Source organism: Pseudomonas sp. PDM32 (assembly GCF_019219225.1).
GTDB classification, from domain to species: Bacteria; Pseudomonadota; Gammaproteobacteria; order Pseudomonadales; family Pseudomonadaceae; genus Aquipseudomonas; species Aquipseudomonas laurylsulfatiphila.
Map to the genome: position 1 here is coordinate 166083 of NZ_JAHUWE010000003.1, position 21064 is coordinate 187146.

Annotated in this window: 20 protein-coding genes and 2 pseudogenes; 18 read left to right on the forward strand and 4 right to left on the reverse strand. The window is 62.0% G+C overall.

From position 1 onward, the window contains the following. Positions 1-105: pseudogene (locus KW846_RS30325) on the reverse strand (LysR family transcriptional regulator); the annotation flags it as partial. On the opposite strand from KW846_RS30325, the pseudogene KW846_RS07185 reads away from it, so the two are divergent. Beyond that, positions 97-521 (forward strand): annotated as a pseudogene (locus KW846_RS07185) (aldo/keto reductase); the annotation flags it as partial. The pseudogenes KW846_RS30325 and KW846_RS07185 overlap by 9 nt on opposite strands. Before the next feature lie 47 nt (positions 522-568). Here the strand turns inward: KW846_RS07185 and KW846_RS07190 are convergent. Continuing rightward, positions 569-1099 carry a hypothetical protein gene (locus KW846_RS07190; RefSeq protein WP_218481771.1) on the reverse strand — a complete coding sequence of 177 codons (531 nt, stop codon included), beginning with the start codon at positions 1097-1099 and terminating at the stop codon, positions 569-571. Positions 1100-1482: 383 nt separating this feature from the next. Here KW846_RS07190 and KW846_RS07195 point away from each other — a divergent pair, with 383 nt between their 5' ends. The 7 genes from KW846_RS07195 (at position 1483) to KW846_RS07225 (ending at position 6555) form a co-directional block, all read left to right on the forward strand. Beyond that, entirely contained in the window at positions 1483-1929 is a 447-nt protein-coding gene (locus KW846_RS07195) for a DUF411 domain-containing protein (protein ID WP_218481772.1), read from the forward strand. Beyond that, positions 1929-2363 carry a YqaA family protein gene (locus KW846_RS07200; protein ID WP_218481773.1) on the forward strand — a complete coding sequence of 145 codons (435 nt, stop codon included), beginning with the start codon at positions 1929-1931 and terminating at the stop codon, positions 2361-2363. The genes KW846_RS07195 and KW846_RS07200 overlap by 1 nt, the downstream gene beginning before the upstream one ends. Before the next feature lie 85 nt (positions 2364-2448). Further along, positions 2449-3474 carry an alpha/beta fold hydrolase gene (locus tag KW846_RS07205; RefSeq protein ID WP_218481774.1) on the forward strand — a complete coding sequence of 342 codons (1026 nt, stop codon included), beginning with the start codon at positions 2449-2451 and terminating at the stop codon, positions 3472-3474. A 13-nt stretch (positions 3475-3487) separates the two neighbouring features. Then, the gene (locus tag KW846_RS07210; RefSeq protein WP_218481776.1) at positions 3488-4441 is read left to right on the forward strand and encodes a D-2-hydroxyacid dehydrogenase family protein; all 954 of its coding nucleotides are present in this window, start codon (positions 3488-3490) and stop codon (positions 4439-4441) included. 261 nt (positions 4442-4702) lie between these two features. After that, positions 4703-5245, forward strand: coding sequence for a tetratricopeptide repeat protein (locus KW846_RS07215; RefSeq protein WP_218481777.1), 543 nt, complete (start codon positions 4703-4705; stop codon positions 5243-5245). A gap of 66 nt (positions 5246-5311) precedes the next feature. Beyond that, positions 5312-5794 (forward strand): RNA polymerase sigma factor, encoded by a 483-nt coding sequence (locus tag KW846_RS07220; protein WP_256356638.1) that lies wholly within the window; start codon positions 5312-5314, stop codon positions 5792-5794. Next, positions 5794-6555, forward strand: coding sequence for an anti-sigma factor (locus KW846_RS07225; protein ID WP_218481778.1), 762 nt, complete (start codon positions 5794-5796; stop codon positions 6553-6555). Before KW846_RS07220 ends, KW846_RS07225 begins: the two co-directional genes overlap by 1 nt. Before the next feature lie 22 nt (positions 6556-6577). On the opposite strand, the gene KW846_RS07230 is transcribed toward KW846_RS07225, so the two are convergent. Beyond that, complete coding sequence (locus KW846_RS07230) at positions 6578-7879, reverse strand: ATP-binding protein (RefSeq protein ID WP_218481779.1); 1302 nt, start codon at positions 7877-7879, stop codon at positions 6578-6580. A 4-nt stretch (positions 7880-7883) separates the two neighbouring features. Then, positions 7884-8585: a response regulator transcription factor gene (locus KW846_RS07235; protein ID WP_007970971.1), complete on the reverse strand. Its 702-nt coding sequence runs from the start codon at positions 8583-8585 to the stop codon at positions 7884-7886. 294 nt (positions 8586-8879) lie between these two features. On the opposite strand from KW846_RS07235, the gene KW846_RS07240 reads away from it, so the two are divergent. From KW846_RS07240 to KW846_RS07285, 10 genes are all read left to right on the forward strand, one after another. Next, complete coding sequence (locus KW846_RS07240; RefSeq protein ID WP_218481780.1) at positions 8880-10037, forward strand: efflux RND transporter periplasmic adaptor subunit; 1158 nt, start codon at positions 8880-8882, stop codon at positions 10035-10037. A 15-nt stretch (positions 10038-10052) separates the two neighbouring features. Then, positions 10053-13151: an efflux RND transporter permease subunit gene (locus KW846_RS07245; protein ID WP_218481782.1), complete on the forward strand. Its 3099-nt coding sequence runs from the start codon at positions 10053-10055 to the stop codon at positions 13149-13151. A 182-nt stretch (positions 13152-13333) separates the two neighbouring features. Then, positions 13334-13975 (forward strand): DUF1345 domain-containing protein, encoded by a 642-nt coding sequence (locus KW846_RS07250; RefSeq protein WP_218481783.1) that lies wholly within the window; start codon positions 13334-13336, stop codon positions 13973-13975. 76 nt (positions 13976-14051) lie between these two features. Beyond that, the gene (locus KW846_RS07255; RefSeq protein ID WP_218481784.1) at positions 14052-14891 is read left to right on the forward strand and encodes an AraC family transcriptional regulator; all 840 of its coding nucleotides are present in this window, start codon (positions 14052-14054) and stop codon (positions 14889-14891) included. A gap of 53 nt (positions 14892-14944) precedes the next feature. Further along, positions 14945-15553 carry a LysE family translocator gene (locus KW846_RS07260; protein ID WP_218481785.1) on the forward strand — a complete coding sequence of 203 codons (609 nt, stop codon included), beginning with the start codon at positions 14945-14947 and terminating at the stop codon, positions 15551-15553. Positions 15554-15693: 140 nt separating this feature from the next. Next, positions 15694-16719 carry a LacI family DNA-binding transcriptional regulator gene (locus KW846_RS07265; RefSeq protein WP_371321728.1) on the forward strand — a complete coding sequence of 342 codons (1026 nt, stop codon included), beginning with the start codon at positions 15694-15696 and terminating at the stop codon, positions 16717-16719. A gap of 145 nt (positions 16720-16864) precedes the next feature. After that, positions 16865-17647 carry a sugar phosphate isomerase/epimerase gene (locus KW846_RS07270; RefSeq protein WP_218481786.1) on the forward strand — a complete coding sequence of 261 codons (783 nt, stop codon included), beginning with the start codon at positions 16865-16867 and terminating at the stop codon, positions 17645-17647. Next, positions 17640-18626 (forward strand): sugar kinase, encoded by a 987-nt coding sequence (locus tag KW846_RS07275; RefSeq protein WP_218481787.1) that lies wholly within the window; start codon positions 17640-17642, stop codon positions 18624-18626. The genes KW846_RS07270 and KW846_RS07275 overlap by 8 nt, the downstream gene beginning before the upstream one ends. A 104-nt stretch (positions 18627-18730) precedes the next feature. Then, on the forward strand, positions 18731-20029 hold the full coding sequence (locus KW846_RS07280; RefSeq protein WP_218481789.1) for an MFS transporter: 1299 nt from the start codon (positions 18731-18733) through the stop codon (positions 20027-20029). Positions 20030-20050: 21 nt separating this feature from the next. Beyond that, positions 20051-21028, forward strand: coding sequence for a D-glycerate dehydrogenase (locus KW846_RS07285; protein WP_218481790.1), 978 nt, complete (start codon positions 20051-20053; stop codon positions 21026-21028). Positions 21029-21064 lie beyond the last annotated feature (36 nt).

Here is a 21064-nt window from a genome sequence, read left to right on the forward strand (position 1 = left end):
TCAACGTCCTGAATCCTTCCTGTAAAAGTCATTGCCGGGCTGGGCACAGAGTTCCACCAGCCAGTCGACAAACACACGCACCCGCCGGGATAACTGGCGGTGCGGCGTCTGGGCGTCGCCTTTGTGCCTTACAGGCCGCTGGGCCGCTGGGCCGAGGGTTCCTGACCGGTGCATGGAAAAGCCCGGATGATTTCGCGGCAGACGACTATCGCCGTTTCAGCCCGCATTTCCGGTGCGAAAAATTCGCGAAGAACCTGCTGCTGGTGCAGCAAGTCCAGGCGCTCGCGGCAAAGAAAGGTGTGACGTCGGGCCAACTGGCGCTGGCGTGGGTGCTGGTCCAAGGTGACTACCTGATTCCGATTCCGGGCACCAAGCAACGCAAATTCCTGGAAGAAAACGTGGCGACTCTGGAGGTGAGGCTGAACGCTGAAGAACTGCAGGCGCTGAACGCGGTCTTTGCGGCGAATACCACCGCTGGCCTGCGTTATCCGGAGGAAGTCATGAAACTGCTCGATCGTTAAGGGTCGCCGGCCCGTTCGATGCCTCGAGCGGGCCGGGCAACAGAGTGTCAGGCCTCTTCCGAGATAACCCTGCCTGGTCTCGCCATCGGGCCGTTACTTTTACCGTAGGCTTCCAGGTTTTGCAGCACGTAAATCGCTTTTTTGAACTCGGGAACCAAGTAGTTGGCGTACTTGTTACCCTTAAGGTTGTTGCTCTGGATGTTTTCCAGTTGCGTCGCGAAATATTCCAGTGCATTGAACTTCGCATCAGGGTCCTTGATACCAAACCGGTCGAACTTGTCACCGGCATTGCTCAGCGTGACTGCCGTTACATCACTGATCAGGCCACGTTCTTTCAGAAAGACACTGAGACTACCCATGGATTTGACTGAAATATTAGTGGGATCAAATCCCTTCATCTGCTTGCGCAATTTCATCTTGTCCATCTTCACTGTATCCAGCTCGACTGGATTGTCGCCCACCAGGGCAAGCATCTGCCTGATCTTGACGCTCTGGGGAACTGACTCGGATTTGCTGGTGGTTTCTCGAACCAACAGACCCGCCTTCGGGGTCCAGGCGCCGGTATAACCGATAGTCATTGAAAACTCCTTATCTGGCCAAGTTAGGTGATCCGGAGTATCGACCTGCAATCTAACGCCACAAAACTTTAATTTAGAGATTTAACAATTTTCGTACAATTCAGATACATGCTGTAAAAGTTAGTGTTTATCGAAACTTAGCACCTTTACGAATAGCCCTTCAGACCTTTCCTACATATTTACTAATTGGCTTACATCAACACCGAAACTTACCTCGGCACTTCAACCTGACAATTTTGTAATGTCCGCCTCATCTACCTGTCAGCATTGATCTACCATCATCGAATGGCAGACCCTCGTAGCAATTCGAAACACTCCTTGAATGCCTGACCAATAAAAAGGGTCAGAATGCGTTTTTTTGCCCGTTAGCCGAGACGAATCCCATGCGAAACCCTCTGCGTCTGATCGCCCTGAGCGCCCTGTTCATGTCCTCCCTGGCCCAGGCCACCGACCTCATTCCGATCGAGGTTCATCGCGACGCCAATTGTGGTTGCTGCAAAAAATGGATCAGCCATCTTGAAGCCAATGGTTTCAAGGTCGAAGACCACGTCGAAGCCAACATGAGCGAGTTCAAGCAACAGCACGGCGTGCCGCCACGCCTGGCGTCGTGCCACACCGCGTTGATCAATGGCAAATTCGTCGAAGGTCACGTCCCGGCCGACCAGGTCCTGGCCTTGAGCAAGCGCGACGATCTGTTGGGCGTCGCCGCGCCCGGCATGCCCATGGGTTCGCCCGGCATGGAAATGGACGGCATGAGCGATGCCTATCAGGTCATAGGCCTGAAAAAGGACGGCACTGACCTGGTGGTCGCGGACTACCCCGCCCATTGATGCCAGGCGCGTACCTCGGGCTGTTTTTCGCGGCATTCGGTGCCGCCACGCTGCTGCCGTTGCAATCCGAAGCCGTGCTGGTGGGACTGCTGCTCAGCGACCGCTACTGGCTCTGGGCACTGCTGGCGGTGGCGACGCTCGGCAACGTGCTGGGGTCGCTGCTCAACTGGTGGCTGGGGCGCGGGATCGAACGGTTCCGCGACCGACGCTGGTTTCCGGTAAGCCCCCGGCACCTGGAAAAAGCCCGGCTGCATTACCAGCGCTACGGCCATTGGTCATTGCTGCTCAGTTGGCTCCCGGTGATCGGCGATCCGCTGACACTGGTCGCCGGAGTCATGCGCGAGCCATTGGCGCGCTTCCTGCTGATCGTCACCCTGGCCAAAGGCGCCCGTTACGGCGTGTTGGCCGTGGCGACGCTGGGCTGGATGGGTTGAACCATCGAGGGCGGCGATTGCCTGTGTTTAATGCCGCCCTAATCGAGCCGATCCAGCATCGGCGGATTTTCCATGGAGCCTCCCCATGTCGCGACTCTTCCCCCGCTGGTTGCCCAGCCTGCTGTTGACCGCCGCCCTGCCCGTCATCGCCCACGCCCAAGCACCGGAATACGGCCCTGAGCTGCAAGGTTTCGACTATCCCTACACGCTCAAGCACTTCGCCTTTGAATCCCAGGGCCAGTCCCTGCAAATGGGTTACATGGACGTCGCCGCCCACGGCAAGGCCAATGGACGCAGCGTGGTGCTGATGCATGGCAAGAATTTCTGCGGCGCCACCTGGGACAGCTCGATCAAAGCCCTCAGCGACGCCGGCTATCGGGTCATCGCCCCGGACCAGATCGGCTTCTGCAGCTCCAGCAAACCGGCGCACTATCAGTACACATTCCAGCAACTGGCGACGAACACCCAGCAACTGCTCAAGGCATTGGGCATTCAGAAAGCCACCCTGCTGGGGCACTCCACCGGCGGCATGCTCGCCACTCGCTATGCCTTGCAATACCCCGAACAGATCGAGCAACTGGCACTGGTCAACCCCATCGGCCTGGAAGACTGGAAAGCCCTCGGTGTGCCCTACCGAACGGTAGACCAATGGTACGAACGCGAACTCAAGCTCAGCGTCGACGGTATCCGCAACTACGAACGCAGCACCTACTACGGCGGCCGCTGGAAACCGGAATTCGATCGCTGGGTCGACATGCTCGCCGGCCTGAACAAAGGCCCTGGGCATACGCAAGTCGCGTGGAACTCGGCGCTGATCTACGACATGATCTTCACTCAACCGGTGTATTACGAATTCCAGGACCTGAAGATGCCGACCCTGCTGTTGATCGGGACCTCCGATACCACCGCCATCGGCAGTGACATCGCCCCGCCCGAGGTCAAGGCGAAGATCGGGCACTACGACGTCCTCGGCAAACAAGTGGCGAAGTTGATTCCCCGGTCCACGCTGGTCGAATTCCCGGGCATGGGCCACGCGCCACAGATGGAAGAACCGGCACAATTCCACCAGGCCCTGCTCGCCTGGCTGAACAAGACCAACCCCGTGCGTTGAAGAGGAAAGGCTGATGCCTGTGCAGATTGCAGTGCTTGATGATTGGCAGGATGTGGCGCGGGATGTGGTGGACTGGTCGGCGCTGGACAGCGTCGGCCAGGTGAGTTTTCTCCATGACTACCCCGCCGACAACCCGACGCTGGCCGAGCGCCTGGCCGGGTTCGAGGTGATCTGCGTCATGCGCGAGCGCACGCGCTTCGACGAAGACCTGCTGCGCCGCCTGCCCAGGCTCAAACTGCTGGTGACCGGCGGCATGCGCAACGCCGCCCTGGACCTGAAAGCCGCCGCCGCGCTGGGCATCCGGGTCAGCGGCACCGACAGCTACAAACACGCCGCGCCGGAGTTGACCTGGGCGCTGATCATGGCCGCCACCCGCAACCTGGTGGCCGAAGCCAATGCCTTGCGTGCCGGCCAGTGGCAACAAGGCCTGGGCGGCGACCTGCACGGCAAGACCTTGGCGATCCTCGGCCTTGGCAGCATCGGCCAGCGCGTCGCGCAATTCGGCCAGGTGTTCGGCATGCGGGTCATCGCCTGGAGCGAAAACCTCACCGCCGAACGTGCGGCGCAAGCCGGTGTGACCCGTGTCAGCAAGCAGGAACTGTTCGAACAGGCCGACGTGCTGTCGGTGCACCTGGTGCTCAGCGACCGCAGTCGGGGCCTGGTGGACGCACAAGCCCTGGGCTGTATGAAGCCCACGGCGCTGCTGGTCAACACCGCCCGTGGACCGATTGTCGACGAAGCGGCGCTGATCAAGGCGCTGCAGAAGCAACGACTGGCCGGTGCGGCACTGGACGTCTTCGAGCAGGAGCCGCTGCCCGCTCATCATCCGTTCCGAACCCTGGACAATGTATTGGCCACGCCCCATGTCGGGTATGTGAGCCAACAGAACTACCGGCTGTTTTTCTCGCAGATGATCGAGGACATCCAGGCCTGGGCGGCGGGTGCACCAATTCGTCTGCTGGGTTGAACAAAAATCCCCTGTGGGAGCGGGCTTGCTCGCGAAGGCGGTGGGTCAATCAACATTGATGCTGCCTGACACTCCGCCTTCGCGAGCAAGCCCGCTCCCACAGGGATCTTCAGCGCACACAAAACCATGCCCGTTCGCAATCGGCCGCCAGAACATAATGAATAATTGTGCATGCTGGGGTGTTCTCATCACATCAACCTTGCACTGCGCCTGGCCCGGCGCGACCTGATCTGAAACCCATGAACCTGTGGAGCAAAGCCCATGAATAGTCGTTTTGCTGTTCTGATGACCCCGCTGTTGCTGACCGTTGCGTTGTCCGGCTCCCCCGCCCTGGCCAACGGCGGTGGCGGCGGTGACGAGCCGCCCTCCAGACCCAACTGCCCGAAAGGACAGGTGCTCGACTCAAGATCGCAGCGGTGCGTCAAGCAGACCAGCAACCTGGTGCCTGACGAAGACCGCACCAACTATGCCTATCAACTGGCCAAGGACGGGCGTTATGAAGAAGCCCTGGCCCTGCTCGACACGCTGAAACAGCCAAATACCGCAATAGCGCTGAACTATCGCGGCTACGCCACGCGTAAACTGGGACGCACCGACGAAGGCATCGGTTATTACCTGCAATCGGTAAAACTCGACCCGCAATACGCGCAAGTCCGCGAATACCTGGGCGAGGCCTATGTGATCAAGGGCCGGCTGGACCTTGCGCAGGAGCAACTGCAGCAGATCAAATCCATCTGCGGCAATACCCAGTGCGAGGAGTACCAGGACCTGGCCGAAGCCATCAACGGATCATCGAAAACCTGACAACCCGAGCGGACGGAGGTCGCCATCGCCAGCGATCAGGCAATACGAACGGAACTGAACCAGCACTTGGCACGTTTATGGCGCTACGGCCTGCTGTTGTCCCGGCAACGGCATATCGCCGATGACCTGGTACAGGCCACCTGCGTGCGGGCGCTGGAGCGGGCCGGGCAATACGAGCCGGGGACGCGCATGGACCGCTGGCTGCTGAGCATCCTGCACTCGATCTGGCTCAACGAAGTCCGTGCCCAGCGGGTGCGACAAGGCCAGGGCCAAGTGGATGCCGACCAGGCCTTGTCGTTCGATGGAGAGTCCGTGGCCCAGACCCACGTGTTGGCGGCACAGGTCATCCGCCGCGTCGATGCCTTGCCCGAGGCCCAGCGTGAAACGGTATTTCTCGCCTACGTCGAAGGGTTGTCCTACCGCGAAGTCGCCGACGTCCTGCAAGTGCCCATCGGCACGGTCATGAGTCGCCTGGCCGCGGCCCGGGCGAAACTGGCCGAATATCCGCCGTTGCACACGGTACCCCACCCTTACCGAGGAGAACATTGATGAACGCTAAACCCTCGGACGAACAATTGGTGGCTTATCTCGACAACCAACTCGATGCCGAGCAGCGCTCGCGCATCGACGCGGCCATCAGCGCCGACCCGATGCTGAGCCTGCGCCTGCAATGGCTGGGTCGCAGCAGCCTACCGTTCAAGGACGCCTACGATGAACTGGCCCGGCAGGCACCGGTGGATCGCCTGCAAGCCATGCTCGCCACCATGCCCTCACCCGCCCGCCCAGGGCTCAACCGACGCTGGTTCCTGGCCGCCGCGGCAGGACTGCTGGCCGGCGGCGTGCTGGCGGACCGTTTGTTCCTCGGCTGGCAAGCGAGCCAGCAGACTCACAGCTGGCGTGGTCTGGTGGCTGATTACATGGCGCTCTACGTGCCGGAAACCCTGGATCACCTGCCCGCTGATGAAGCCTCCCAGCGGGCCCAACTGCGGACCATCGATGCGCGCCTGGGCCTGGACCTCGTGCCGGCAAAACTGAGCCTGCCCCGTGCCGAGTTCAAGCGGGCGCAAATCCTCGAGTACGACGGCGCCCCCATCGCCCAGATCACCTACCTCGATCCGGCGCACGGCCCCATGGCGTTGTGCGTGACCCGCTCCAACAGCGGCAGCCGCCATTTCGCCCGGGAACAGCGACGCGAGCTGAACATCGTGTATTGGGCGGACATGGAGCACGCCTGGATGCTGATCGGGCATCAGCCAATGACGGATCTGGAGGAGATGGCCAAGGTATTGCGTAGTCGGCTGAGCGCCTGAGCCGCGTTATCCCGGGCGCGCGTCAGGCCGAAGTCGGCAACCATAAGCGAAACCGCGCCCCGCCCAGCGGCGAGGCTTGCACCGTCAGCGTGCCGCCCTGGGCTTCCAGGGCGCGCCGGCTGATCGCCAATCCCAGTCCGAAACCACCCGTGGCGCGGTCTCGACTGCGGTCGAGACGATAGAAGGGTTCGAAAATCCGCTCGCGCTCGTCATCCGGAATACCGATGCCGTCATCGTCGACCCAGATTTCACAGCCGCCGGCATAGACCTGCACACCGATCTGGATACGCTTTTCGCAGTAGCGCATGGCGTTGCGCAGCAGGTTTTGCAGGGCGCGGGCGGTCAGGCGCGGGTCGAGACTGAAGCGTTCGAGCTGACCGTGCAGCAGCACATCAATGACGATCTCCGGGGACTCCAGCTCCTCGTCGACGCTGCCAAGGATGCTGTCGATGAACTCATCCAGCGACACTTCGACCTGCTCCGGTAGCCGCGCCGGGTTTTGCAGGCGGCTGTAGGACAGCAACTCAAGCACAAGCTCATCGAGTTCCCGGATGTGCGCCACCAGGCTTTGCAGGCGCTCGCGACTGGCTGCCGGCAAGTCGTCGGAGAGGGCCAGCGCCAGGCCAAAATCCAGGCGCGTCAGCGGCGTGCGCAACTCGTGGGACACCGCATTGAGCAAGTCGCGCTGCTGGTTGAGCAGGTTCTCGATGTCGCCGGCCATGGTGTCGAACACGCTGGCCAGGCTGCCGATATTGGAGCTCGGGGAGATTTGCGTGCGCTCGCCCAGATGGCCCTTGCCAAAGCGCTCGGCCGCACCCTTGAGCCGTTCCAGGTCACGCCAGTGCGGGCGCAGCCACAGCAACAGGCACGCGAGCATGGTCGCGCCGATCAGTACGTTGATGCTCCAGTACAACAGGTTGACGTCCAGCGGGTCCGGCGGCACCACCATTTGCACCACGGTGCGCTCATTCAGCGGCGCAACCGCCAGCGTGCGCCAGCCCCAGTCACCCACGCGCACAACGTTCTCGCCCCGCTGCAAGCGTCGCTGCTCCTCAGGCGTCAGGCTGCTGTCATCGTTACCGCTGAGCACGATGTGCAGCGGATTGAAGTCCTTGTCCATCTCGGCGGCCAGGGCCGGCCACTGTTCGGCCGGGGCCGCGTGAAACTGTTTGACGATCAGCGTTTGCAGGCCACGGGAGTAATCGAGGTTGTAGGTGACAAAGCGCTCCTGGAACACCTTGACCACCAGATCCGGCACCAGATAAATCGCCGCGCTGAACGAGACGATGGTCACCAGGTACAAACGAAAGAGAATTCTGAACATCGGCTCAGCATTCCCACTCGGAACGGCTGAACAGGTAGCCCTTGCCCCACACGGTCTTGATCTTGCGCGCCTCGCCGGCGTGGTCGTCGAACTTGCGCCGCAACTTGGAAATTGCCACATCCACCGAACGGTCGGTGCCGTTGAATTCGATGCCGCGCAGGCGTTGCAGGATCTGGTCGCGGCTCAACACCTCCCCGGCATGCCGGGCCAGCACCACCAGCAGGTTGTACTCGCCGCTGGACAAATCCACCAATTGCTCGCGCCAGGTCACGGTGCGTTCGGACAGATCGATGCACAGGTTGCCCATCAGAATGCGGTCGTTGGCGGTCTGCGGCTCGCTGAGGCTACTGCGGCGCAACAGGGTCCGCACCCGCGCCAGCAACACCCGTGGCTCGCAGGGTTTGGTCACGTAATCGTCTGCCCCCATTTCCAGGCCCAGGACCTGATCGTGGCTGTCGTCGCGGGCGGTGAGCATCAGGATCGGCAAGGTCGCCGAATCGGCGCGCAGCAGGCGACAGACTTGCAGGCCGTCGAGACCGGGCAGCATCAGGTCGAGGATCACCAGGTCCGGCGGATTGAGCCGCGCACGTTCGCGCACATGATCGCCGCGACCGATCACGCTGACGGAATAACCGTTGCGTTCCAGGTAGCTGGCAATCAGTTCGGCGAGGGCAGTGTCGTCTTCGACCAGGAGGATGTTGGGCATGGGGTGTTTCCAGAAAAAAGCAGTGGCGCCTGTACCGGCCTCTTCGCGGGCAAGCCCGCTCCCACAGGGATTTGAGGTGAACACAAATGATATGAACACCACCGACCACTGTGGGAGCGGGCTTGCCCGCGATAGCGATCTCTCAGGCGCAATAAGATTCAAGGACTGAAGGATATACGCCCTCACTCGTCTCTGAGTAAAACCCTTACACAATTTCACACAGCACCAACAAAGCTTCACCGCTACCCTCGCCTGCGCCCAGTAGGATGCTGGGAGTCTTTATTGGGGTATTACATGTCGAAGAATCTGCTTGCCAGGCTCAGTCTGATTGCTCTGGCGTTGACACTGGGTGCGTGCGAGAAGGCCTCGAATGCCGAGGAACAGGCGCCGCTGGCCACGGTTCGCATCGAGACCATCGAAGCGCAACCACTGACCATCAGCAGCGAACTGAGCGGACGGATTGCCGCACCGCGCATGGCCGAAGTGCGTGCCCGCGTGGCCGGCGTGGTCCTGCAGCGCACTTTCCGTGAAGGCAGTGACGTGAAACAGGGCGATGTCCTGTTCCGCATCGACCCGGCGCCGCTCAAGGCTGACCTGGACAGCGCCGAAGCAGCGCTGCGCAAGGCCGAGGCTAACGCGTTCCAGGCCCGGTTGCAGGAACAGCGCTATGCCCAGTTGATCGACGACAAGGCCATCAGCGGCCAGGACTACGACAACGCCCGGGCCAACGCACGACAGACCGCCGCCGACGTCGCGGCCAGCAAGGCGGCGGTGGAGCGGGCGAAACTCAACCTCGGCTACGCCACCGTCACCGCGCCGATTTCCGGGCGCATCGGGCGCGCGCTGGTCACCGAAGGCGCGCTGGTCGGGCAGAACGAAACCACGCCGCTGGCGCTGATCCAGCAACTCAATCCGATTCATGCCGACCTGGCCCAGTCCACCCGCGAACTCAACGAACTGCGCCGCGCCTTCCGTTCCGGTCAGTTGCAGCAGGTCGGCCAGGACCAGGCCAAGGCCACGCTGATTCAGGATGACGGCAGCCTCTACCCGCTGCCGGGCAAAATGCTGTTCAGCGACATCACCGTCGACCCGGGCACCGGCCAGATCATCCTGCGCAGCGAGTTCCCCAACCCCGACCTCGACCTGCTGCCCGGCAGTTTCGTGCGCGTGCGCCTGGAACAAGCAGTCAACCGCCAGGGCATCAGCGTGCCGCAACGGGCCATCCAGCGCGACAGCGCCGGCATCGCCCAGGTGCTGCTGCTCGACGCCGAACAGCGCGTCGGCCAGCAACCGGTCGAGTTGGGTGCCGTGCAGAACGATCGCTGGATCGTCACCGGCGGCCTGAAAGCCGGCGACCGCATCGTCATCGAGGGCCTGCAGCACGCCCGCCCCGGCGAGAAAGTGCAGATCGACGACACCCCTCTTCCACTTGCCCAGGTGACTGGTCAGTAAGCAGGACGCTTTTTTATGCCGCAGTTCTTTATCGACCGCCCGGTGTTCGCCTGGGTGGTCGCGTTGTTCATCCTGCTGGCCGGTGCCCTGGCCATTCCGCAGTTGCCAGTGGCGCAGTACCCCGACGTCGCGCCGCCGCAGATCGAAATCTATGCCGTGTACCCGGGCGCTTCGGCGCAAACCGTGGACGAAAGCGTGGTCAGCCTGATCGAGGAAGAACTCAACGGCGCCGATCACCTGTTGTATTTCGAATCCCAGAGCAGCCTCGGCAGCGCGACCATCAAGGCCACTTTCCAGCCGGGCACCAACCCGGAACTGGCCCAGGTGGATGTGCAGAACCGCCTCAAGGCCGTGGAGTCGCGCCTGCCGCAAGCGGTGATCCAGCAAGGTTTGCAGGTGGAGAAAGTCTCCTCCGGTTTCCTGCTGTTGATCACCCTGACGTCCAGCGACGGCAAGCTCGACGACGTGGCGCTCAGCGATTACCTGGCGCGCAACGTGATGAACGAGATCAAGCGCCTGGACGGCGTCGGCAAGGCGCAGCTGTATGGCGCCGAGCGGGCGATGCGGATCTGGATCGATCCGCAGAAACTGCTCGCCTTCAACCTCACGCCAGCGGACGTCAACAGCGCCATCGTCGCGCAAAACGCCCAGGTGTCGGCCGGCAGCATCGGCGATCTGCCGACCCGCACCACCCAGGAAATCACCGCGACCATTCTGGTCAAGGGTCAGTTGTCGACCCCCGAAGAGTTTGCCGACATCGTCCTCAAGGCCAACCCGGACGGTTCGACCGTGCGCATCAGCGATGTCGCGCGGGTCGAGATCGGTAGCCAGGAATACCAGTTTTCCACGCGCCTGAACGGCAAGCCGTCCACCGCCGTCGCCGTGCAGTTGTCGCCTGGCGCCAACGCCCTGAACACCGCGACCCTGGTGCGGGCGAAGATGGATGAACTCAAGCGCTACTTCCCGGCGAACGTCGAGTACTCGATCCCGTACGACACCTCCCCCTTCGTCAAGGTCTCGATCACCAAGGTGGTCTACACCCTCCTTGAGGCCATGCTGCTGGTGTTCGCGGTGATGTTCCTGTTCCTGCAGAACATCCGCTACACGCTGATTCCGACACTGGTGGTGCCGGTGGCGTTGATGGGCACCTTTGCAACGATGCTGGCGCTGGGGTTTTCGATCAACGTGCTGACCATGTTCGGTATGGTGCTGGCCATCGGCATTCTGGTGGACGACGCGATCGTGGTGGTGGAGAACGTCGAACGCATCATGGCCACCGAGGGCCTGTCGCCCAAGGAAGCCACGCGCAAGGCCATGCATCAGATCACCGGGGCCATCATCGGCATCACTCTGGTGCTGGTCGCGGTGTTCATTCCGATGGCGTTCATGCAGGGCTCGGTCGGGGTTATTTACCAGCAGTTCTCGTTGTCGATGGCCACTTCGATCCTGTTCTCGGCCTTCCTCGCCCTGACCCTGACCCCGGCCCTGTGCGCGACGCTGCTAAAGCCGATTGCCAAGGGCGAGCACCACGAAAAGAGCGGATTCTTCGGCTGGTTCAACCGCCGCTTCGAGCAACTGACCGAGCGCTATCAAGGCTGGGTCGCCTATGCGTTGAAACGCACCGGGCGCTACCTGTTGATCTACGGCGTGCTGCTGATCGGCCTGGGCCTGGCCTTCAGTCGCCTGCCCTCCTCGTTCCTGCCGGTGGAAGACCAGGGCTACACCATCACCGACATCCAGTTGCCACCGGGCGCGAGCAAGAACCGCACGGTTCAGGTGGCCGAGCAGGTGGAAGCGCACAACGCCGGCGAGCCGGGCATTCGCGACAGCGTGGTGATTCTCGGGTTCAGCTTCTCCGGCAGCGGGCAGAATGCGGCGCTGGCGTTCAGCACGCTCAAAGACTGGTCCGAGCGCGGCAGCGACGATTCGGCCAGCTCGATTGCCGACCGGGCCAACGTCGCCCTCAGCCAGATCAAGGACGCCGTGACCTTTGCCGTGCTGCCGCCGCCCGTGGATGGCCTGGGTACGTCCAGCGGCTTCGAGTTCCGCCTGCAGGATCGCGGTGGTCTCGGCCATGAGAAGCTAATGCAAGCGCGCACCGACTTGCTCGCAGCCGCCGAAAAAAGCCCGATCCTGATGAACGTGCGCGAAAGCGCCCTGGCCGAGGCGCCGCAGGTACAGCTGGTGGTCGACCGCAAGCAGGCCAACGCGTTGGGGGTGTCCTTTGCCGACGTCGGCAACGTGCTGTCCACGGCCGTGGGCTCGGCCTACATCAACGACTTCCCCAACCAGGGGCGGATGCAGCGCGTCGTGGTGCAGGCCGAGGGCGACCAGCGCAGCCAGGTGCAAGACCTGCTGAAGATCCACGTGCGCAACACCCACGGAAAAATGGTGCCCTTGTCGGCCTTCGTGCAGGCCAAATGGACCCAGGGCCCGGCGCAGTTGACCCGCTACAACGGCTATCCGGCGATCAGCATTTCCGGTGAACCGACACCGGGCCACAGCACAGGCGAAGCCATGGCCGAGATCGAGCGGTTAGTGGCGCAAGGCCCGGCGGGCCTGGGCCAGGAATGGACCGGGTTGTCGTTGCAGGAACGCTTGTCCGGCAGCCAGGCGCCGATCCTGCTCGGGCTGTCGCTGTTGATCGTGTTCCTGTGTCTGGCGGCGTTGTACGAGAGCTGGTCAATCCCGACCTCGGTGCTGCTGGTGGTGCCGCTGGGCGTGCTCGGCGCGGTGCTGGCCGTGACCTTGCGCGGCATGCCCAACGACGTGTTCTTCAAGGTCGGGCTGATCACCATCATCGGCCTGTCGGCGAAGAACGCGATCCTCATCATCGAGTTCGCCAAGAGCCTGTACGACGAAGGCCACGACCTGGTCGACGCCACCCTGCAAGCGGCACGCCTGCGGTTGCGGCCGATTGTCATGACTTCGCTGGCGTTCATCCTCGGCGTCGTGCCCCTGGCGATTGCCACAGGCGCCAGTTCGGCGAGCCAGCAGGCCATCGGCACCGGGGTGATCGGCGGGATGATCACGGCGACGCTGGCCGTGGTGTTCGTGCCGGTGTTTTTTGTGGTGGTGATGAAACTGGTGCGCAAACGCCATAAACCACACTGATCAACACCACTGTCTCAATGTGGGAGCGGGCTTGCTCGCGAAGAGGCCGTCACATTCAACACCCGTGTTGATTGACAGTCCGCCTTCGCGAGCAAGCCCGCTCCCACAGGGGATCCCGGTGATTCCAAGATTGTGCTCACCTGGGCTAAGGTGATTGCATCGCCTCAACCCATCGAGCCTCCATGCCCTACCTCACCCACACCCACCCTCGCCTGTCCGCCGCCACGACGCTCGGTATCGCGGCGGGCATCCTGGTTCCGACCGATTCGGTGATCAGCAAAATCCTCATCGGCTGGAATGCCGGAGTCTGGACTTACCTGATCCTGATGTCCTGGCTCACCGTGCGTTCAAAAGCGACCGACGTGAAACGCATCGCCGAAATCGAAGACGAAAACGCCGGGCTGGTGCTGTTGGTCGTGTGCATCGCGGCACTGGCCAGCCTGGCGACCATCACCTTCGAACTGGCCGGCAGCAAAGACCTGGAAACCACGCGCAGACTCCTGCACTACGGCTTCACCGCGCTGACGGTGATCGGTTCGTGGCTGCTGATCGGAGTAATTTTCAGCGTGCACTACGCGCGCCTGTTTTACACCTGGGAAGGCAAAGAGCCGGCGCTGCGTTTTGCTGAAGGCCTGACGACGCCCAATTACTGGGACTTCCTGTACTTTTCGTTCACCGTCGGCGTGGCGGTGCAGACCTCGGATGTCGGCGTGGCAACCCGTGATTTGCGCAAGATCGTGCTCGCGCAGTCGCTGATCGGTTTTCTGTTCAACACCGCCATCCTTGGATTCTCAATCAATATTGCGGCGGGCCTGTTCAACTGATGCCTGCACAAACGTTCTAGTCATCGCACTTCCAGCAGGCGTTAAATAGCTCGGCAATCCGCCCCGCAGGTGCAACATGAACGCTCACAACTGGATCGACCTGTCCCAGGACGCCGACACCGGCATCGAGACCCTGCGCGCGCATTTCGAAGGTCACGCCTACGACCCGCACTGGCATGACAGTTATCTGGTGGGCGTCACTGAGCAAGGGGTTCAGCAATTCAATTGCCGACGGGCCAGGCACCAGAGCACGCCGGGCAAGGTGTTTTTGCTCGAGCCCGGTGACATCCATGACGGTGACGCACCGACCGCCGACGGTTTTACCTACCGCATGCTGTACCTCGATCCGCAGTGGTTACAGCGTGAACTCGGCGCTGTGTTCGATCATGCCCCCGACAACAGCCAACTGAGTTTCGCCGCCACCCTGGCCAGCGATGCGCGCCTGGCCCAGGCCACCAGCCTGGCGTTTGAAACCCTGCATCGCGGTGAGCTGAAGATCGTCCGCCAGACCGCCCTCGACGTGTTGCTCGAGCGCCTGACCAGCCACTTGCATTGGCGCGCCCGCGATGGCCAGGACCCGCGCCTGCCGCGTGTGGCGCAGAAGGCCCGGGACTACCTGCATGCCAACGCGCAATACGACATCGGCCTCGATCAACTGGCAACCGTCACAGGCGTCGACCGCTTCCGCCTGACCCGTGCGTTCAAGGCCGCCTACGGCATGGCGCCCCACGCGTATTTGGTGCAATTGCGCCTGGCAACCGCACGGCGAATGCTGGCCCGTGGCGAACAACCGGCGACGGTGGCCATGGAGCTGGGCTTTGCCGACCAGAGCCATCTGGGCCGCTGGTTCGTGCGCGCCTACGGCCTGACACCGGCGCTGTACCGCAAGCGCTGCTCAAATCTTCCAGACAAGTAACGCGGGGGATTGTGAAGATCGGTTTCACTGATCTTTACCGGAGTTTGCCCGCGATGCTCTCTTCTTTCCCGACGTTACTGCCCTTCCTGCTCTTTGCCTTTGTGGCGTCCATCACACCCGGACCGACCAACATTCTGGTGCTCAGCAACAGTGCCCGATACGGCTTGGGCGCCGCCCTGCCGATTATCTTGGGCGCCTGCGTCAGTGCCGCGACGCTGGTATTGCTGGTGGGCACGGGCGTTGGCTCTTCACTGACGGCCTGGCCCGCGTTGCAAAGCGTCATGCAATGGGTCGGGGTGGCGTGGCTGAGTTATCTGGCCTGGCAGATTTTCCGCGCCCCGGTCGAAGCCATCAGCACGCAGAAAACCGCTGCTCGACTGGGTTGGGTGGGCGCCGCCAGCCTGCAATGGATCAACCCGAAAACCTGGATGATGGCGCTGGCGGTGGTCAGTGTCTTCGCTGGAGCGGGCGAAGATCGGCTCGTCCATGTGATCAATCTTTCAGGGGTGTTTTTCCTGGTTTCCTTGCCCTGCCTGGGTGTCTGGGCGCTGCTCGGTGCCGGGTCGAGTCGCTGGTTGCGGTCGCCCCCGGCCATGCAAACTTTCAATCGCTGCATGGGCCTGTTGCTGCTGGGTTCGGCGTGGCTGAGCGTATTAGTCTGAGCGCCACCCGTCGGTGTTTGTTCGACAATCGACAATCCGGGGCTTGACGGCGAATTGCCTTTTGGTGTCTTCTGAAACCGGTTTCAGCGCTATCTCACGAAGCGCTCGGCCTTATAAATCCAATAAGAAGGTTTCAGACCGTGAATGATTTCTCCGCCGCCCAGCGCAGCCGCGTGACCATGCTCGACGTGGCCGAACACGCCAAGGTCTCCAAGGCCAGCGTTTCGCGGTTCATCGGCGAAGACCGCGCCCTGCTCTCCGATGCCATCGCCCAACGCATCGAGCAGGCGATTGCGGAACTGGGCTATCGTCCGAACCAGATGGCCCGCGGCCTGAAACGCGGACGCACCCGCCTGATCGGCATGCTGGTGGCCGATATCCGCAACCCTTATTCAATTGCCGTGATGCACGGAGTGGAAACCGCCTGCCGTCAGCACGGCTATAGCCTGGTGGTGTGCAACACCGACCGCGACGACGAGCAAGAGCGCCAGCACCTGGCCCTGCTGCGCTCTTACAACATCGAAGGCCTGATCGTGAACACCCTCGGTCATCACCGTGACGAATTGCACGAACTGCACCGGGAAATGCCCCTGGTGCTGGTGGACCGCAAGGTCGAGCACCTTGAGAGCGACATGGTCGGGCTGGACAATCCGGCAGCCGTTGAAATGGCCCTCGCGCATCTTGAAGAACGCGGCTACCGCGACGTGTTGATGGTGACCGAACCATTCGATGGCACCAGTTCACGGATCGAACGGGTCGGCAGTTTCAAGGCACAGATTGCCCTGCGTCCGGCCCTCCATGGCAGCCTCATCGAAACCGGCAGCGAACTGACCGCACAGCTGAAATCCTTTCTCGACACGCCTGGCCCGGGTCCGAAAGCGCTGTTTTGCGCGAACGGGATTGCGGCACTGGCCTGCACCCATGCGTTGCGTGAACTCAAGTGCAACCTGTTCGAGGAGGTGGGCCTGATTGCTCTGGATGATCTGGATTGGTATCCGTTGGTGGGTAGCGGGATAACCGCGCTGGCCCAGCCGACCACCGAGATTGGTGCCAGTGCGTTTGAGTGTTTGCTCAAGCGGCTGCGGGGGGATGACGGGACGGTACGGACGCTGGATTTTTCGGCGCGGTTGATAGTTAGAGGGTCGACCTTGGGGAACTCTCGGTGAATGTTATGGCCCCTTCGCGAGCAAGCCCGCTCCCACATTTGGAATGCATTCCCCTGTGGGAGCGGGCTTGCTCGCGAAGAGGCCATCAGAAACACCCACTATTTTTTTGAACAAAAATGAAACCGGTTTCAGAGGTAAAACAACAATGAACAAACCCGCCGTTTCCATCAGCCTCTCCAGCTACGGCGCCGACCTGGTGCGCCAGCGCGGCCAAGGCAGTTTTATCGAAGTACTGGCCGCCGCCGGCGCCACGCGCATCGAATGGCGCGAGGAATTGCTGACCGTTGAGGACCCCACTCAACTGGCCAATGCCACTCAGGCGGAAGGCTTGGAGAGCGTGTATTCGTCGCCAATGGAACTCTGGTTGGCCGGTCAGTCCAGGCCTAATCCAGAACTGATCACCGTCCTGCAACGCGCCGAGGCGTTCGGTGCCAAATGGCTCAAAGTGTCGCTGGGCTATTTCACTGACAACTGCGACCTGCACGCCCTCGCCCGGCTGCTGGACGCCAGCCCAGTGCAGTTGCTGGTGGAAAACGACCAGACCCTGCACGGCGGACGCATCGAACCCTTCCAGCGCTTTTTCGCTGAGGTCGAGCAACACCACTTGCCGATCAAAATGACCTTCGACATCGGCAACTGGCACTGGCAGGACCAGTCCGCCGCCAGCGCCGCGCGGCTTCTCGGGCGCCACGTCGGCTATGTGCACTGCAAAGCGGTAACGCGTCGCGCTGACGACAAGCTGGTCGCCATCCCGCCGACCGCCAGCGACTTGCAACAGTGGGAACAGCTGCTGCAGCACATGGCCCAAGGTGTCATGCGGGCCGCGGAATATCCGCTGCAAGGCGATGACCTGGTGCAACTGACCCGCGAACACGTAGCGGCCCTCGCCCGCCTCGGCCAGTCGCAACGGGAGAGTGCTCATGTCTGAGATCGATATTCTGTCCTTCGGCGAGACCATGGCAATGTTCGTCGCCGAGCAGGCTGGCGACCTGGCCAGCGTTGGCGCTTTCCACAAACGCATTGCCGGGGCTGACAGCAATGTGGCGATCGGTTTGTCCCGGCTTGGCTTCAACGTGGCGTGGTTGAGCCGGGTCGGTGCAGACTCGTTGGGCCGGTTCGTGGTCGACACCCTGGAAAAAGAAGGCCTGGATTGCCGCCACGTCGACATCGACGCCGCTCACCCGACCGGTTTTCAACTCAAGTCCCGCACCGACGATGGCAGCGATCCGGTGGTCGAGTACTTCCGCCGTGGTTCGGCGGCCAGTCACCTGTCGCCGCACTCGATCGTGCCCGAGTTGCTCAAGGCCCGACACCTGCACGCCACCGGCATTCCTCCGGCGCTGTCGGAGTCGGCGCGGCAGATGTCGTTCGAGTTGATGACCCGCATGCGCGAGGCCGGGCGCAGCGTGTCCTTCGATCCGAACCTGCGCCCGAGCCTGTGGGCCAGCGAGCGACAAATGATCACCGGGATCAACCGCCTCGCCGCCCTCGCCCATTGGGTGCTGCCGGGCTTGAGCGAAGGTCGCTTGCTGAGCGGTTTCGAAGACCCGGCCGACATCGCCGCGTTCTACCTCGACCAGGGCGCCGAAGCCGTGGCGATCAAGCTTGGGCCGCACGGTGCTTACTACCGCACCCATCTGGATCAAGGTTTCGTGGCTGGCGTGCCGGTGGCCACGGTGGTCGATACGGTGGGCGCCGGCGATGGTTTTGCCGTCGGCATGATCAGTGCACTGCTGGAAAACCAGAGCTTTGCCGAGGCCGTGCAACGCGCCAACTGGATTGGCAGCCGGGCGGTGCAGAGCCGGGGGGATATGGAGGGGTTGCCCAGCAGATCAGAAATGGTCAGCGAATTCGAGGCCGCCTTCGCGAGCAGGCTCGCTCCCACATTGGACCGTGTTTCAACGTAAATCCCCTGTGGGAGCGAGCCTGCTCGCGAATAGGCCAGCACAGTCACTGAAGATTTAAACCGTTACCTGCTGCGACAAAAACAACAAGCTCAGGAGCACCACTCATGAAAACCGCAACGCTCGCCACCCGCCGCTGGTGGTACATCATGCCCATCGTGTTCATCACCTACAGCCTGGCGTATCTGGATCGCGCCAACTATGGGTTCGCCGCCGCGTCCGGCATGGCGGCGGACTTGATGATCACACCAGGCCTGTCGTCGATGCTCGGCGCGCTGTTCTTCCTCGGCTACTTTTTCTTCCAGGTACCCGGCGCGATCTACGCGCAGAAACACAGCGTGAAGAAGCTGATTTTCGTCAGCCTGATTCTCTGGGGCAGCCTGGCGACCTTGACCGGGATTGTCTCCAATGCCTACTGGCTGATCGTCATTCGCTTCATGCTCGGCGTGGTCGAAGCGGCCGTGATGCCGGCGATGCTGATCTACCTGTGCCACTGGTTCACCCGCGCCGAACGTTCGCGGGCCAACACCTTCCTGATCCTCGGCAACCCGGTGACCATGCTCTGGATGTCAGTGGTCTCGGGCTACCTGGTGCAGCACTACAGCTGGCGCTGGATGTTCATCGTCGAGGGATTGCCGGCAGTGTTGTGGGCATTCATCTGGTGGCGCCTGGCCGATGATCGTCCGTCACAGGCCAAGTGGCTCAACGATCAGGAAAAGCAGAATCTGGAAAGCGCCCTGGCCGCCGAACAGGTCGGCATCAAGGCCGTGAAGAACTACGCCGAAGCCTTCCGTTCTCCCAAAGTGATCATCCTGGCCCTGCAGTTCTTCTGCTGGAGCATTGGCGTGTACGGCTTCGTGCTGTGGCTGCCGTCGATCCTCAAGGCCGGCGCGCAGATGGACATGGTCCAGGCCGGCTGGCTGTCGGCGCTGCCGTACCTGGCGGCGGTGATCGGCATGCTGCTGGTGTCCTGGGGTTCGGACAAACTGCAAAAGCGTAAACGTTTCGTCTGGCCGCCACTGCTGATTGCCTCGATCGCCTTCTATGGCTCCTACGCCCTGGGTGCCGAACACTTCTGGTGGTCCTACACCCTGCTGGTGATTGCCGGCGCCTGCATGTACGCGCCTTACGGCCCCTTCTTCGCGATCATCCCGGAGATCCTCCCGGCCAATGTCGCGGGCGGCGCCATGGCGCTGATCAACAGCATGGGTGCCCTCGGCTCGTTTGGCGGTTCTTATCTGGTCGGTTACCTGAACAGCTCCACCGGTTCGCCGGGTGCGTCGTACCTGTTGATGAGCGGCGCGTTGATGTTCTCGGTGGTACTGACGATTTTCCTCAAGCCCGGCGCCAGCGACCGGGAGCGGCCCTCGGCCACGTTAACGCGCGCCGCCACGGCACATTCCTGAACTGAAATCGAGATCTCGAAGATGAAAAAGCAGGTCGTCCTCTACAAGAAACTCTCGCCGCTATTGATGGCTCGCCTGCACGACCAGGCCGAAGTGACGCTGATCGAAAACCTTGATGCAGAGGGCCTGGCCAAACTGCGCGATGCCCTGCCCCGCGCTCACGGTTTGCTCGGGGCCAGCCTGAAGCTGGACGCCGAACTGCTCGACCTGGCGCCCGACCTTCAAGCCATTGCCAGCGTTTCGGTGGGCGTCGACAACTACGACATCGACTACCTCACCGAACGGCGAATCCTGCTGAGCAACACGCCGGATGTGCTCACCGAAACCACCGCCGACACGGGTTTTGCGCTGATCCTGGCGACTGCCCGGCGGGTGGTGGAACTGGCGAATCTGGTTCGCGCCGGCCAATGGAACCGCAACATCGGCCCTGCGCATTTCGGCAGCGACGTGCACGGCAAAACCCTGGGCATCATCGGCATGGGTCGTATTGGCGAGGCCCTCGCGCAGCGCGGACACTGCGGGTTTGGCATGCCCGTGATCTACCACAGCCAGTCACCGAAACCGGCCGTGGAACAGCGCTTCAATGCGCACTATCGAAGCCTGCCGGAACTGTTGCAACAGGCCGATTTCGTTTGCCTGACGTTACCGCTGACCGCTGAAACCCAAGGGCTGATCGGCGCAGATCAGTTCGCCCTGATGCGTGCCGAGACCATCTTCATCAATATTTCACGGGGCAAAGTGGTGGACGAAACGGCGCTGATCGAAGCCTTGCGCACGGGCCAAATTCGCGCGGCGGGGCTGGATGTGTTCGACCGCGAACCCTTGAATCAGAGCTCGCCATTGCTGCAGTTGAACAACGTGGTGGCGACCCCCCACATCGGCTCGGCCACCCATGAAACACGGGAGGCCATGGCCAGGTGCGCGGTGGACAACCTGTTGGCGGCGCTGGCCGGTGAGCGGCCGGCCAATCTGGTTAACGCTCGAGCGTGGAAGGGCTGAGGTATTCGGCGCCTGTCAGGCAGCCTTCGCGAGCAA

What these genes read in the sequence shown, in the direction of transcription:
- KW846_RS07190 (WP_218481771.1), bottom strand. Translation starts at nt 1,099, where the DNA reads ATGACTATCGGTTATACCGGCGCCTGGACCCCGAAGGCGGGTCTGTTG.
- KW846_RS07195 (WP_218481772.1), top strand. Translation starts at nt 1,483, where the DNA reads ATGCGAAACCCTCTGCGTCTGATCGCCCTGAGCGCCCTGTTCATGTCC.
- KW846_RS07200 (WP_218481773.1), top strand. Translation starts at nt 1,929, where the DNA reads ATGCCAGGCGCGTACCTCGGGCTGTTTTTCGCGGCATTCGGTGCCGCC.
- KW846_RS07205 (WP_218481774.1), top strand. Translation starts at nt 2,449, where the DNA reads ATGTCGCGACTCTTCCCCCGCTGGTTGCCCAGCCTGCTGTTGACCGCC.
- KW846_RS07210 (WP_218481776.1), top strand. Translation starts at nt 3,488, where the DNA reads ATGCCTGTGCAGATTGCAGTGCTTGATGATTGGCAGGATGTGGCGCGG.
- KW846_RS07215 (WP_218481777.1), top strand. Translation starts at nt 4,703, where the DNA reads ATGAATAGTCGTTTTGCTGTTCTGATGACCCCGCTGTTGCTGACCGTT.
- KW846_RS07225 (WP_218481778.1), top strand. Translation starts at nt 5,794, where the DNA reads ATGAACGCTAAACCCTCGGACGAACAATTGGTGGCTTATCTCGACAAC.
- KW846_RS07230 (WP_218481779.1), bottom strand. Translation starts at nt 7,879, where the DNA reads ATGTTCAGAATTCTCTTTCGTTTGTACCTGGTGACCATCGTCTCGTTC.
- KW846_RS07235 (WP_007970971.1), bottom strand. Translation starts at nt 8,585, where the DNA reads ATGCCCAACATCCTCCTGGTCGAAGACGACACTGCCCTCGCCGAACTG.
- KW846_RS07240 (WP_218481780.1), top strand. Translation starts at nt 8,880, where the DNA reads ATGTCGAAGAATCTGCTTGCCAGGCTCAGTCTGATTGCTCTGGCGTTG.
- KW846_RS07245 (WP_218481782.1), top strand. Translation starts at nt 10,053, where the DNA reads ATGCCGCAGTTCTTTATCGACCGCCCGGTGTTCGCCTGGGTGGTCGCG.
- KW846_RS07250 (WP_218481783.1), top strand. Translation starts at nt 13,334, where the DNA reads ATGCCCTACCTCACCCACACCCACCCTCGCCTGTCCGCCGCCACGACG.
- KW846_RS07255 (WP_218481784.1), top strand. Translation starts at nt 14,052, where the DNA reads ATGAACGCTCACAACTGGATCGACCTGTCCCAGGACGCCGACACCGGC.
- KW846_RS07260 (WP_218481785.1), top strand. Translation starts at nt 14,945, where the DNA reads ATGCTCTCTTCTTTCCCGACGTTACTGCCCTTCCTGCTCTTTGCCTTT.
- KW846_RS07270 (WP_218481786.1), top strand. Translation starts at nt 16,865, where the DNA reads ATGAACAAACCCGCCGTTTCCATCAGCCTCTCCAGCTACGGCGCCGAC.
- KW846_RS07275 (WP_218481787.1), top strand. Translation starts at nt 17,640, where the DNA reads ATGTCTGAGATCGATATTCTGTCCTTCGGCGAGACCATGGCAATGTTC.
- KW846_RS07280 (WP_218481789.1), top strand. Translation starts at nt 18,731, where the DNA reads ATGAAAACCGCAACGCTCGCCACCCGCCGCTGGTGGTACATCATGCCC.
- KW846_RS07285 (WP_218481790.1), top strand. Translation starts at nt 20,051, where the DNA reads ATGAAAAAGCAGGTCGTCCTCTACAAGAAACTCTCGCCGCTATTGATG.